We start from the raw sequence: 14,140 nt of genomic DNA on the forward strand, positions 1-14,140 counted from the left end.
GGTCTGTTCCGGCCGTCTACGCGGGCTGTTTGAGGAACCCCCCGGCCAGGTAGGCCACCTCCCCGTCGTTGCGCAGTGCCTGGACCGTCTGCCCGTCCAGGTGCGGGTCCTGGACGCTGGACTCCATCGGGCACAGGAGCCACAGGCCGTGGGGCCCCTGTGCCGGCCGGCGGGCGGCCGCCTGGAGGGTGACCAGGAACGTACGGCCGCCCTCGTCCCAGTAGCGGGCGATCAGACCCGCGTCGTGGAGGAAGAGCACCGTGCGCGGCTCGGCGGAGCGGGCGGCGAGGTCGTCGGCGACCCGCTGCCACACGACGCGGACGAACGTGGCGAGGCCCGGCTTCACCCGGCCCGGCGCGGAGGCCGCGTCGGCGCGCAGGACCGTCCGCCAGTCCTGGCCCTTCTCCTCGACGAGCCGCCTGAACTCCCGCAGGAACAGCGCCCCCAGGTCGACGGGCACCACCGGGAAGCGGGCGGCGATCGTCTCGGCCGTGCCCTGCAGACGGGCGGCCTTGACCGTCAGGGCGAGGAAACCGCCGCGGCGGACGCTCTCGGAGAGCTGTTCGCGCAGCTCACCGTGCGGGTCCTCGGGCTCGCGGCGCACCACGGACCGGACCGGAGGCAGCATGCTGGTGACCGAGCCGGTGGAAGGCCAAGGGCCGGTCGACCGCTGCAGCGGAGGCAGGAACCGGCCGGCCTCGTCGTCGTGCCGCAGGTCGAAGCGAGCGGCCTGGAGCGCGTCCTCCAGCACCACGGGAGTCGGCTCGCGGCCGTCCGCCAGCACGTCCAGGCCGGGGAACCGGGCCCGCACCCGGGCGACGAGTTCGGTGGCGGTGATCCCCCGGTCCGGCCGCACGCCCGCACCGGCCTGCGAGATGCGCAGGGCGCGTTCCAGGCTCAGGTCACGCCGGTACAGCTCGAGGCGGGGCGTGTGACGCACCGCGGACGAGGCGACGGCTGAGGCCAGCTGCACCAGACGGGTGTCGGCGAGCGGCGCGAAGCCCTCGGGGACGGGCACCGCGCGCAGCTCGCGCACCACCTCGGCGCGTCCCGGAAGAGGTTCCCGGCCGGCGAGCTTCTCCGCGCTCGCACCCAACTCGGCCGCGTAGTCCGCCAGTTCGTGGGGGTTCGGGTCGTCGGTGCCGGGCAGGGACTCGGACGCCAGCAGCACCGTGTCACCGCGCCGGTGCACGGCGAGACGGGGTTCGTGTCCCTCCTCCTCACGGGTCTCCGCCTCGACGGCGGCCCGCACGACCGCCAGTGACCGGGCCAGGACACGCTCGGGGGTGTCGTCCTGCGCGCCGTGCAGGGCACGCAGTTCCTGCGCGGCCTGTGCGGCGGTCATCACGCGGCCGAAGTTGGCGACGACCTCGACCAGTTCGGTGCACACCTCCTGCAGCCACCCGGCCTCGGCCCACCGCTTGATCTCGGCCCGGTGGTGACGGGAGACCGGCGGCTGCTTGATGCCCAGGTGATCGGCTATCCGCGCCTGCACGGGCCAGGGGCCGAGCGGCGACAGGCCGCCGTCCCCGGGCGGCAGGCCGAGGGTGAGGCGTACCACGTCGGCGCGGTGCGAACCCCGGCGGCCGGGCGGCGGGGTCAGCAGGTCGACCATGTCGTCGACCGACAGGATGCCGGTCATCCCGGCCCGCGGGTCACCGTCCTTCGCCGGCGAGGCGGCCCTGCGCACCGCCGGCACCGCGGTCTTCCCCCGCAGGGCGGCCACCCACTGGTTGCGGCGGCGGTTCAGCTCCTTGCGCACCAGCGGTCCGGCGCCACGGGCCTTGGAGATCACGGACGGCTGGACGTCCAGCAGCCCGCCCACCGTGGTGGCGCCGAGACCGGCGGCGACCGTGACCGCACGCGGCGACAGGCCGGCCAGCTCCAGCTCCGTGCGGGCGTCGGCGGCCAGTGCCGCCCGGTCCCGTGCCTGCTCCGTGTCCTCCGCCTCGGTGCCCACCGTGGAGGGGGTGGTCGGCGGCCGGTCCGTGTCGGCGTCCCGGAACACCTTCTGCCAGGCGTCCTTCATCTGCCGCAGCGTGTCGAAGCGGTGCTCGATGTCGCGGTGCAGAGCGCGCCGGAAGAAGGCGCTCAGACCAGGCTGCAGCGGCCGGTAGAAGAGCTCACCGGCGACGTACAGCTCGGCTGACTCGTTGGTGAGCGGGTCGATGCGGCCGTCGCCCCACAGCGGCCGCTCACCGCTCGCCATCTCGTGCAGGGTGACGGCCGCGGCGTAACGTTCGGCGTGGTCGTCGAAGTGCGGGCGGCGCACCGAGCCGAGGAACGGGTCGAGATAACCGCGGGTGCCGGCCTTCACGTCACGGTCCGAGGCGTCCGTCAGGGAGAAGTCGAACAGCTTCAGCTGCCAGGTGAAGTCCTTGCGGCGCTGGATGCCGAGGTTGTCCGGCTTGATGTCCCGGTGGCGGACACCGTGTGCGGCGAGCTGGTCGAGGGCGAGGAACAGATCCTCGCCGAAGCGTTCCAGTTCGTCGTAGCTGAGCTGCCCCTTGCCGCGCAGCCGGGCGCCGAGGGACTGCTCGCCCGCGTACTCCAGCTGCAGGACCGTACGCGCGCCGATCTCGCGCAGGCCGTCCCCGCGCAGCTGGACGACGGCGCCTCCGCCGACCAGCTTCAGCGCGCGTTCCTCCGCGCGCAGCCGGTCGGCCCTCTGCTCGTCGAGAGCCACCTTGAAGACGCGTTCCTCGACACGGATCGTGCCGTCGTCGTCCTCCACGGCGCGCTCCACGAGCAGGGCGCGGGCCGTCGCCCCCGTGCCGAGGACCCGGCGTACCGACCACTCCTCGTCCAGGGCCTGACCGGGTAGCGCCTCCAGCGGGTCGACGGTCGGCGCCACCGCGGAGTCGGGCGCGGTACCGGCCCGCTCCGCCTCGTCGAGGAGGTCCAGGAACTCCTCCGCGGAACTGAGCCGGTCGTTGACGTCGGCGCGGGTGGCTTGGAAGACCAGTGCGTCGAGTGCGTCGGAGACGCCGTCGGCGACCGCGAACAGGTGCAGCCCCGACTCGGTGCGCAGCCGCTCCTTGAGGACGCTGCGCTGCGGGGCCGGCGGCTTGCCGGTGAGGATCAGGTAGGAGACGGCGCCCAGGCCGAAGACGTCCAGGTCCCCCGGATCGGGAAAGGGCTGGTCCGTCTCGGGCGCGAGGTACACGTGGGCGGCATCCTCGATCAGCGCCGCGTCCAGCGCGGAGCCGCCGACGGACCGAAAGAAGGTGGCGTTGCTGTCGAAGTCGCGGGCCGCGGTCTGCCAGTCGGTGATGCGCAGCTCGGGGTGCGCGCCCTCGCCCCGGAAGGACACGTGGACGGAACGCGCCGCCAGCGCACGGTGGTACAGGGAACGGCTGTGGGCGTACCGGACGGCCTCGGCGAGCTGGCGTACGAGGTCCATGCGGATCTCGGGGGTGAGCTTGTCGCCGTAGGTGTCCAGGTACTGGTCCAGGCGCAGGTCGGTGTGACGGTGGCGGAAGAGGATCGCCGGTCCGCCCTCGTGGTCGCGCAGCTCCATGGCGTCGGCGATGCCGCGGTGCGTGATGCCCTGGAGGACCTGGTACTCGCGGCGGGCCGCGCGCTCCGTCTTCTTGCGGTCCGTCTCCGTCGCGCCCTGGCTGACCAGGTAGATGCGGACGCGGCCCTCCTCCCGGGCGAGGCCGTCGTCGCGCCTGGCGAGGCGGTCCTCCCACGACGCCCCCGCGTCGAGGGGGTGCGGCTCCATCTTCCAGGCGTCGCCGAAACGCAGGTGGCCGGTCGACTGCCGGATGCCGACGGCCTTGAGCAACTGCGGCAGCCGGTGCCGGGAGAACTCCTCCGTGACGCGCCGCTCGGGACGCTCGGGGGGCAGTCCGAGGAAGTCCTGCCAGATGCGGTTCAGACCGCTCGCGCCGTCGTCGCGCCCGTACACGCGGATGCGCTGGACCTCGTCGAGGTGGCTGACGAGGTCGGGGGCCGACAGGAAGACGGCCGGTTCGATCCGCGGGACCATCCGGTCGCTCTGGTAGAGCTTGCGGGCGGCCCACTGGAGCTGGCTGCGCAGTTCCTTGGACTTGAGGTCGTTGAAGTGCAGCGGGTTGGTGAGGGTGCGCGTGCGGTCCTTCCCGCGGAAGTTCCAGGTCGAGCCGGTGTTGTGGAGCTCCCCGGGGTGGCTCTTGATCTCGACGAGGAAGAGGCCTGCGGGCACCGCGACCAGCAGGTCGCACTCGTTGACCCGGCCCGACCGGGCGGTGAAGGAGAAGGTCGCCCAGGCGCGGTAGGGCTCGGCCGCGGGCATGAGACGCCTGACGTGGTCCAGCGCGTCCTGCTCCCAGGAGTAGGGAGAGGGACGCTCCTGGAACCACTGCTGGGCGGGCTTGACCGGCCCCGGCTTGGGCACGGCCGGACCGGGTGTCCGCCGCGGGTCCCCTCCCGTTGCTGCCACTGCGTCGGCCTCCTCACCGGTTCGTCCCTCGGGATCCGACAAATCCCTGGTGGAGCCTACCGCCGTGGACCGACAACGCGGTGTCCCGTGAGGACGGCCGGGCAACGGCGACATCACGCCCGGCGCTCTTCAAACAGGTTTGCCGCCGCTCACTTCTTCCAGGAAAGTGCCTTGTCGAGTGTTCCACCGACGTGGCCGGCCGTGTCCCGTCCGGCGACGAGGGTGAGCACACCGGCGACGATGAGGCTCCAGCGGACGCTCCCCGCCGCGCCGGGTTGGTCCGCGAGGGGCGGAATGAAGGGAAGTGCGACACCGGAAGCAATCATCACCAGGGGCGGCCAGGTGCGCACGAGAACCCGGTAGAGCCTGCGCACCACCGGCACCGAGTCCGGGGCGTGCTCCAACAGCGTCTCCCGGTCGCCCGCGGCAAGTGCTTCGGCCGCCGCCAGCAGGGCTGCGACGATCCTGTCCACGTCCGCGACGGTGTGCGCTGTGGCCACCTGCTTCTGATAGGAGCGGAACACCGCCGCCAGCCGCAGTCCGTCCTGGCGCAGTTCGGCCCTCACACGGCGTGGCGCCCGGCCCGGCGCGGTCATCGCCTTCTCCGAGACCGCGGCAAGCGATTCGAGCCGGTCGCAGGCGAGGCGGGCCGACCGGGCGGAAAGACGCCAACGGCTGCTGCGATGCAGATCGGCGGCGAGGTGTACGACGTCCACCAGTAACGCGTCGAACGCGAGACATCGACGGACGATCACCCTGTTCGTGATGACATCCGAGATCAGCCCTCCGAGCCACACGGAAATCCAAATACAGCATCCCGCCGACCAGCCGAACGCGCCGAGGGACGCCACACCTCGTGGGGTGACGTCTCTCAGGGAAAAGGCGACGGCCAGAGAACAGACGGGAATCACCACATCGGCTGCCAGGGCCTCGGGAGGGCTGGTCCTGCGCCTTCGAACGGCGAAGGAGGTCGCGATCGCCGCGACGAGGGCGATGACGAGCGACGCTATCAACACGGTGGCGGACAGGGCCGCTCGGTGCCTGCCATCAGCCTTGTCCACCCATAAGGGAGCGATCAGGACCCATGAGCCCAACCCCCCACCCACGCACAGGAATATGGCCAGTGCCTTGTTCTCACTTGCCACGTTGACCCGGGCGTTCCGCCATCGCAGCGACGCGTGGAGGACATCCGCTCGCAGACGGGCCCGGTCCGGGCCGTCCCCGGCAGGGAGGGAGTCGAACGACTCCAGGTCCTTGTGCACCAGTTGGCGCAGATCCCGGACCGGACGAGGCTGCTCAGCCGGCGACGGACGCCCCCCGAAGCTCATACGGGCAGGATAGGGCCGCGTGCCTTTGGTCAACACCTCTCGTCCAGGTCGGCCCCAATCCCATCGGGAAGTAACCCTGTTCCGTCCCTGTGGGATACCGGCGAGCCTTCGGACCGGACCGACACAGAAGGCGGTCACTATTCGGAATCAGGGTGCATCTGTACCCACCGGCCGTCGATGAACTTCATCTCCACGCCGTAGTACGGCTGAGGCGGGGGGGACCGGTCGTTGGCCGCGGTGTGGCGCTGTCGGCGGCTTGGGACGGAGTGCGGGCTGCGCCTTCGTGGCACCCTGCTTCATTTTCGGGTCGCTCTTCCGCAACGCTTCGATCTTCTTCAACAGTTCGGCGCGGCTGATGTCCTTCCGCGCACGAGCAGAACCGGGTCGAGTCGCCGAGCGGGTCGACGAACGGTCCGCGGTCGGCCGACAGGCGCGGTGCGCCGGTTACCCACTCGCGGCAAGGACAAGCTTCTTGCTGGCCACTGGCCGGCGGCAGACGGCACAGCGCTTGAGCGCGGGCCGCAAGACCGACCGCGCGGATCCCGCGGCGGGGGCCTGGGACACCGTGCTGAAACACCTGCGCGAGCCGTCGCCGGACGGGGCGGCGGCCCCGCTCGCCACCGTCCTGTCGACCCCGCTGATGGTGGCGCTCGCCCGCACCGTCTACAGCGACACCCCGGACCACGATCCGGCCGCCCTGCTCGACACCGAGAGGTTCGCCAGTGCGCAGGAACTGGAGGAACACCTGCTCGACAACTTCCTCCCCACCGTCTACCGCCGGCCCGGTCCGGGTCCGCGCGCGTGGGACCCGGACCGCGCCCAGCGGTGGCTCGGCCACCTCGCCCACCACCTGACGGAGCGCGGAACGCCCGACCTGGCCTGGTGGCGGCTCGGCGACGGCCTGCGCGGCTCCATCCGCGTCCTGGTCACCGCCTTCGTCACCGGAGTGGTCATCGGAGCCCTCGACGTCGTCCCCGCCCTCTTCTACCTCCCGCTCCCCCCGAGTCTTGTGGACGCGGCATCCGTCGGGCTCCTGGCAGGCCTGCTGTTCGGGGCCGTGCACTGGCTCGCGTACACGGTCCTGGGCAAGGCCGTCGCACCGTCCGCCGTGCGCCTGCGGATCCGGGGCCGGGCCGGTCCGCCCCGGTGGACGGCCGCGCCAAGGCCGTCGCCCTCGCGACGGTCCTGGCGGCCGCCGCCGCCCTCACGCCCGCCGTCGCCCACGCCGAGGAGGCCCCGCACCACTACTACGTCGAACTCGGCGGCACCGGCTCCGCGGCGGACGCGCCCGGCTGCACCATCACGTTCGGCTACGCCAACCGGTACTTGGAGGGCGGCACGCCCGTCCCCGTCTGCTACCCGGCCTCCGCCGGTCCCTGGCTCAACGGCCGCAACGCGCCGGACCTGTTCGCGCCGAGCTACGACAGCAGCGTCGCCCAGGGCTACACCAACCTCCTGACCGCCGTCGAGAAGACCCACCGCGAGGACCCCACCGCACGGCTGACGATCGTCGGCTGCTCCCAGGGCGCGCAGGCCGCCGACGCGGTGCTGGAGACCATCGCGTCGGGCGCCACGGACATCCCGCGGGAACTGGTCAACGGCATGCTGTACGCCGACCCGAAGCAGCCCGGCACCGGTATGTGGGCCAGGGTCCCCCAGGGCGTGGGCGCCCTCGGCTTCACGTCCGCGGGACCCGGCCCCGAGAGGTTCGCGGGCATTCCGGTCGCCCGCTTCTGCATCCGCGGCGACCTGGCCTGTGACGCCACGACGCCCGTGGCCGCCTTCGACTTCTTCCTCACCGACACGCACGGGCGCTACGTCCTGTACGGGAACGTCATGACCCGGACCATCGCCCAGGACGGCCTCGACGGGACCTTCTGGTACGAGGTGTGACCCTGCGTCCGGCCGGCGGAAGGCCTCCCGGAGCAGCGCGCCCGTCCGGTACCGGCCCTGCGCCCGGAGCCCCGGACTCCCCGCCGGCCCGTGCGGACCACGCGTTCGGTCCGGTGCCGGCCCGTACGCGTGGTCGGCACCGGACCGCACCGTGGGCGCGCCGTCTCGCGCGGCGGGCCCGCGGTGCCGGGCAGCCATCCGGTAGCGGCGCCTCGTCGTGCCGGAAGCTCTTCGTGCCGGAAGCTCTTCGTGCCGGGCCCGCGGTGGCCGGGGGCCCGGCGCGGCTGTCGGGGTCGGTGCCGTGGGGACGGCACGCCGTTGTCCGTCCGGGGCCGTTCCGTCCCCGCACGGTCGGAGGACTGCCGCCGCTCGGCGGACCGCCGGGTCGTCGTCGACGCCGGCGCCCGGTGGGTGGTCGTCGTCGACCGGCCCGTGACGGGACAGCAGGAGGGTGGCAGGGAACTGCCGTGCGTACCGGCGACGTTGCCGGGATCTCGATGGCAGCGGCTTTCCCGCCCGTGCGTGCGCGGGAGGCACGGCATACGGGCGCTCGCGCTCGCCGGGAGCCGTCGGACGCGGGCGTGCCCGTCAGTGGGCGTCGGCGGCCACTTCCGGGTGGAGTGCCTCAGTGGACGGACAGGCAGTCCTCGTCCGAGCAGGCGAGTTCGTCGTCGGAGGGCTTGTCGAGCAGCACCGTGGTGGCGAAGCGCCGGTCCGAGGACCAGTCGGCGTGGCGCAGCAGCTCGGGGGCGGCGCCCGCGATGACGGTGAGGGGGATACGGACGGGGAGCCGGGCGATGAGGCCGACGAGTTCTCGGGTCGCCGTGTCCTCCAGGTGCAGGTTGTCGATGATCAGGACGATCGGGCCGTCGTGGGCGACGGCTTCCAGGAAGTACCGCCACACGTCCCGCCACTCCTCGGCGCCCAGCCGCTCGGGCGAGCGGTTCGACGTCTCGAGGACCGAAGTGCAGCGGGCGACGAGCCAGTTGATGCAGCTCTTTCCGGCGTCCAGGCGCTGGACGGCGGCGCTGACCTTCCGGCGGACCGCCCAGGGCGGGTCGGACTTCGACAGTCCCGAGAACCTGGAGATGATCCTCCGGTGCAGGCCGAAGGGGCCCGCCTCGGCGGCATCCTGGCCGTTCCAGCTCAGCACCTGGGCCCCGTCGAGCGCCGAGCCGGCGAAGTCGCCCAGTTTGCCGAGCATCCGGCGGCGGGGGGCTTCCTCGGTGCTCAGCACGGTGATCAGGTGCGGCTGGGACCAGCGGTTGCTGTGGGTCATCACCCCTTGCAGCAGGTCGAGTTCGCGGTGGTGGGCGTCGTCGTCGGCGGGCTCGGGGTCGATGGGGCCGAGCAGCTTCCAGCGGGCGGGCGTGCCCGTGATCTCCTCGTACGCGAAGTGCTCCTTGGTCTCCTCGCGCGTGCGGTCGCAGACGTGGGTCCCGTCCGAGTCCGCCAGGGCCAGCAGCGCCTCGCACTCCTTCACCGTGGCGCCGTAGACCCTGGGCGGCCGGCTGCCGCCGAGGGACTGGCTCACCAGCACGGCGCCCGTGGCGACGGCCGTGCGCAGTTCCGTGCGGGCGGTCACGGGGGTGCCCGCTCGTGCGGCGGACGCGGTCAGGGCCGTGCGCAGCGCGGTCGCGGCGCGGATCGCGCGCAGCGGGTACTCGGTGTCGTCCGGATCCGCCGGGAACAGGGCGAGGGTGAGCGCGTGCAGTGAGAAGACGACCGTACCGCCGCAGCGCTCGATCTCCTGGTGGATCAGGGTGCCCACCCCGTCCATCACGGCGTCGAGTTCGCAGGTGTCGGTCGAGGCGGGGTCGGGTTCGGCCCGTACCAGCAGGAGGCTGGCCTCGCTGCGTACCGCGGAAGCGATGGTGGGTGTGCCGGTGTTCGCCGTCGCCGTCGGCAGGTCCCGGGCGGGGGCGTGGTGCGTCGTCGTGCCGTTCCTCGGCGCCGAACCGTTCGCGGGGGACAGCACCTTGGGGGGCGACGCCGTGACGGGAGCGGAGAGGACGGCCCTCAGGGCCGGACGGTCGGGGCTGGGGCCCGAACCCTGAACGGGCGGCCGGGGCGGGGCCGGGAGCTTGCCGTCGGTCAGGGTTGTGGCGCTGTGCGGCTGGAGCGGGGCCTCCGCGAGCGTCAGGGTCGGGACGGGAGCGGGCCGGACGGCCGCCGGGTCGGGGTGGTGCGGGCGGGGGGCCGGGTCCTGGAAGGAGGGCCGGGGCGAGGCGGGGGCCGGGCTGTCGGGGACGGCTCGCGGGCCGAGCGGCCGGGGCGCCGTCTCCATCGCGCTGGGCAGCAGGGCGGCCGTGCCCTGCACGGAGTACGGGCCGCCGGGGGCCGGCGCGAGCTGGAGGGCGAGATCGTGGGTGAGGATCGCCTGCTGGAGCTGCTGGAGTTCCCGGCTGGGTTCGAGACCGAGCTCCTCGACCAGCTGGGCCCGCAGCCGGCTGAAGACCCCCAGCGCGTCCGACTGGCGCCCGCAGCGGTACAGGGCACGCATGAGCTGGCCGCAGGCGCGCTCGCGCAGCGGCTCGCTCTCCACCAGCGACTCCAGTTCGCCGAGCACCGCGTAGTGGCGTCCGCAGGCGAGCTGGGCTTCGAAGACGTCCTCCAGGACGTCCAGCCGCATGTTCTGGAGGGTGGTCAACTCCGGCCACAACAGGCCGACTTCGGTCAGGTCGGCGAGGGCGGGACCGCGCCACAGCTCCAGGGCGTCGCTGAGCAGTGTGGCCGCCGCGTCGGGTTCCCCCGCCTCCAGCCGGGCCCGGCCCTCGCGCACCCACCGGTGGAAGAGGTGCAGATCGACGCGTTCGAGGGCGACGTCCAGGGAGTAGCCGGGAGGCTGGGTGCGCAGCGCCACGGGCGCTTCCGCGGTCGGGCCGGTGACGAGTTTGCGGCGCAGGCTCCAGATCGAGTTCTGCAGGATCTTGCGGGCGGTCATCGGGGCTTCTTCGACGCTCCACAGCGCCTTCAGCAGTTTACTGATGGGTACCGTCTGGTTGGGGTGGAGGAGGAGATATCCGAGCGTCGCCCGCTGTTTGCTGCCCCCCAGCGAGATGGGCTGCCCACCGGATATGACCTCTAACGGACCTAACATCCTGAACCACATAGTCCCTCAGCATGGTTGGCGTGCGGCGCAGGGCTCACCCCCCTTTACGCCGGGAACACTGCCAATGCTACTAAGAGTACGAGCCAATACCACAGCAATCTGTGTTCGATCCCTCACGAGTCGGTGATTCTCCCGGCGGCGACAGTGCCGGCCGGTCCGCCGCGGAGGGACGTCGGTCGTCCGCGGACCGAACTCCTGGTGAACCCCCGTCCGGCCGGCCCCCGCGGGCGCCGACCGGACGACCGCGATCCCCCTCGATCGATCGCGGTGTCCGGCCGGTCGCCCGTCACCCGCCCCGTTCCCCCGGGGAGGTGACCGGTCCGGATCTGTTCGGGATCAGCTCGTCGCGGAGGCCGCGGCGGCGGTCAGGCCGGCCGCGAGGCCGGCGGCCCGGATGCCGGTCTCGATGGCGCCGTCCACATAGCCGCCCCAGCCGGTCGCGATGTCGCTGCCCGCGAAGACCAGGCGGCCGTGCGGCTGCCGGACGGCGCGCAGCGAACCGAGCAGCTGACCGGGCGTCCGGAAGGTCCAACCACCCTTGGCGTAGGCGTCCTTGCCCCAGTCGTGGCCCTTGACGGACAGCACCTTGGTGCCCGGGAGCAGTTCGCTGACGGCGCTCTGCACCTGCGACACGCTGGTGACGTCCAGGTTGGGGTTGACGCTGAAGCCGATGAGCATCGTGCCCTGGGCCGACTTGTCGGCGTGCGCGAGGACCAGGTCGAGCATCGCGCCGCTCTTGCCGTTCATGAGCGGGCGGCCGATGTCGCCCTGGACCTGGATGAAGACCTTCTTGGCGGTGGGCACGCCGACGGTCTGGGTGCTCATCCGGGAGAACTCGGCCGGCAGGCCGGAGGCGAAGTTGATGGAGTTCCAGGTGTTCACGGGGACGGCCACCACCACGGCCGCGGCGTCGTACACCACGCCGTTCGCCGTCACCTGGACCCGGGAACCGGTGTCGGTGACCTTGGTGACGGGCGCGTTGTAGAGGAGGGAGGCGCCGGACTCGGCGAACATCCGGGAGATGACGTTGCTCATCCCGCCCACGGGGCGGGTGACGTTGATGCCGTGGAACGTCTCCGTGTTGTAGCCGCACAGCGCCCACCAGTGGGCGAGCTGGGTGAGCGAGCCGCGCTCGAAGCCGCCGCCGTACGCGCCGGTGGTGGCGCTCACCCAGTCCATCTCCAGCTGCGAAAGGCGCAGTTGGCGCGCCCGGTCGCCGAGGGTCAGCTTGTCGAGGTCGACCAGCAGGTCCTCGCGGGAGAACGGGTCGTAGGCGTTCGGCAGGTACGTCTCGGCGCCCTCGACGAACCTCCGCAGGAGGGTGTCCTGCTGGTCGAGGAAGGTCAGTTCCTGCTTGGCGTAGCCGCCGGTCTCCGTGGCGAACACCGCGAAGTCCGGGTTGGGGTCGTCCACCCTGGCGATGCCCAGGCGCTGGACCTCGTTCCAGATCAGCGTCTGGCTGGGGTGGATCCAGGTCGCGCCGAACTCGATCGGCAGTCCCGAGAAGGTGCTCGACCAGGCCCGGCCGCCGATGCGGTTGCGGGCCTCGATGATCAGCGTGCGCTTGCCCCTGGCCTTGAGTTCCCGCGCGGCCGAGACGCCGGCGAAGCCGCCGCCGATCACGATCGCGTCGTAGCTGCGGCCGGCCTCGGTCGTCCCGGCCGCGAAGGCGGGGCGGGTGGAGGCGACGCCGACGGCGACCGACGCGCCCGTGGCGGCGCCGGCCTTGAGTATCGCGCGACGCGAGGTGCGCGCTCCCCCGAAGAATGTCTCTTTCTTGGGCTTCATCCCAGTCCCCTCGTACACAACGTGGTCCGTTGTCCAGGAATCAAGCGCTGCTGTGGTCACCTGAACGTGAAACCACACTAGTTGCGATTGACCGAAATCGATCGACCATTTCCCATTGACTGATAATCGCCCTCCCTCGCAGGTTTAGGGATTGCCGCAGATCGGCGAGTTACCGTCCGATGGGCGCTCGATGGCCGTGCGGGGCAGGAGGTCTGGTTCGCTTCTGGTTAGCTTGGCGAGGACGGGACGGTTACTCGCTGGTGGCGGGGGGATGGTCCGGTCTCGCTTAATTTGTTCGGACCCCCGAAACGGCAATGGCGCTGGCTGGCCTACGCCCATGCCTTTCACCCCGCCGAAATCACCAAGGAGCTGGTATGGCCGTCGTCAGGTCCACCGAAGCGGAAAACATTCTCAAGGCGGTCCGGGAAATCGTCCCGACCCTGCGGGCGAACGGCGTGGCCTCCGAGGACCAGCGCTGGATAGTCCAGGAGAACATCGACCTGCTGGAGAAGGCCGGCGTCTTCCGGATCGCCGTGCCGAAGCGCTTCGGCGGGCTGGACCTGCCGCTGAAGGAGCAGGTCGAGATCATCACCGAGATCTCCCGGGGCTGCGGCTCCACCGGCTGGGTGGCCGTCGCCTGGATCTCCAGCGCCTGGATGGCCACGCTGTACCCGCTCGAGGCCCAGGAGGAGATCTTCAAGGGCGGCTCGGTGCGCATCTCCGGCGGTTTCACCCCGACCGCGAAGATGGTCCCCACCGAGGGCGGCTACCTCCTCAACGGCGCCTGGCGCTTCAACTCCGGTGTCCGCGGCGCCCACTGGGACCTGCTGGCCGCCGAGCTGGAGCACGCCGACGGCACCGTCGAAGAGGTCTACGCGATGGTCCCGGTGGACGAGCTGACGATCGCCGACGACTGGCACGTCTCGGCCGCCATCGCCACCGGCAGCTCGACGTCCAGCGCCACGGACCTCTTCGTCCCCGCCCACCGGGTCGTCACCCTGGAGGCCGCCGTCCTCGGCACCAGCGGCGGCGGTGCCGTCACCGGCTCCCAGGGGCGCGACTACAGCCTGATCAGCTTCGTCGTCGCCGAGTCCGTCGCCGTCTACATCGGCATGGCGCGGGCCGCGCACGAGGAGCTCATCGCCACGGTCAAGGGCAAGCCGCTCGCGTACAGCAACGTCACCGACCAGGCGCAGCACCCTCTGACCCAGATCCAGATCGCGCTGGCCCACAGCAAGATCGAGGCCGCCCAGGCGCTCTCCGAGACCTACCTCGGCTTCCTCCAGGAGCGCGCCGACGCCGGCGAGCAGCCGACCTGGGAGGAGAAGGCGGAGGTGCGCGGCAAGGCCGGCGCCGCGATCCTGCTCACCCAGGAGGCCCTGGAGGCACTCCACTCCATCAGCGGCGCCGGCTCGCTCTCCCGCAAGGCGCCCTTCCAGCGCTTCTACCGGGACCTGCAGGGCCTGTCCCGGCACGGTCTGATGGCCCCGAACATGGGCCTCGAGGTGTACGGCCGCACGCTGCTCGGCCTCGACCCCGACAGCCTTTTCCTGTAACACGCCGCCTTCGGTGGCGTGGTGATTCCGAAGAGAA

At 71.7% G+C, this 14,140-nt stretch carries 6 protein-coding genes; 2 read left to right on the forward strand and 4 right to left on the reverse strand.

Features of this window, described 5'->3' with window-relative positions; genetic code table 11:
• Nucleotides 1-16: 16 nt before the first annotated feature.
• Nucleotides 17-4,426: a BREX system serine/threonine kinase PglW gene (pglW, locus tag ACH4N1_RS32965; protein WP_398103748.1), complete on the reverse strand. Its 4,410-nt coding sequence runs from the start codon at nucleotides 4,424-4,426 to the stop codon at nucleotides 17-19.
• Nucleotides 4,427-4,575: 149 nt separating this feature from the next.
• On the reverse strand, nucleotides 4,576-5,754 hold the full coding sequence (locus tag ACH4N1_RS32970; protein ID WP_398103751.1) for a hypothetical protein: 1,179 nt from the start codon (nucleotides 5,752-5,754) through the stop codon (nucleotides 4,576-4,578).
• A 1,146-nt stretch (nucleotides 5,755-6,900) separates the two neighbouring features.
• On the opposite strand from ACH4N1_RS32970, the gene ACH4N1_RS32975 reads away from it, so the two are divergent.
• Nucleotides 6,901-7,647 carry a PE-PPE domain-containing protein gene (locus tag ACH4N1_RS32975; RefSeq protein ID WP_398103754.1) on the forward strand — a complete coding sequence of 249 codons (747 nt, stop codon included), beginning with the start codon at nucleotides 6,901-6,903 and terminating at the stop codon, nucleotides 7,645-7,647.
• Between the two features lie 625 nt (nucleotides 7,648-8,272).
• Here ACH4N1_RS32975 and ACH4N1_RS32980 read toward each other — a convergent pair.
• Both ACH4N1_RS32980 and ACH4N1_RS32985 read right to left on the reverse strand, forming a co-directional pair.
• Nucleotides 8,273-10,747 (reverse strand): BTAD domain-containing putative transcriptional regulator, encoded by a 2,475-nt coding sequence (locus ACH4N1_RS32980; RefSeq protein ID WP_398103757.1) that lies wholly within the window; start codon nucleotides 10,745-10,747, stop codon nucleotides 8,273-8,275.
• A gap of 348 nt (nucleotides 10,748-11,095) precedes the next feature.
• Nucleotides 11,096-12,547, reverse strand: coding sequence for a flavin monoamine oxidase family protein (locus tag ACH4N1_RS32985; protein WP_398103760.1), 1,452 nt, complete (start codon nucleotides 12,545-12,547; stop codon nucleotides 11,096-11,098).
• 374 nt (nucleotides 12,548-12,921) lie between these two features.
• Between ACH4N1_RS32985 and ACH4N1_RS32990 the strand changes: the two genes are divergently transcribed.
• Complete coding sequence (locus ACH4N1_RS32990; protein ID WP_398103763.1) at nucleotides 12,922-14,103, forward strand: acyl-CoA dehydrogenase family protein; 1,182 nt, start codon at nucleotides 12,922-12,924, stop codon at nucleotides 14,101-14,103.
• Nucleotides 14,104-14,140: the final 37 nt, after the last annotated feature.

The organism is Streptomyces sp. NPDC017202 (genome assembly GCF_044331705.1).
Classification (GTDB): Bacteria; Actinomycetota; Actinomycetes; order Streptomycetales; family Streptomycetaceae; genus Streptomyces.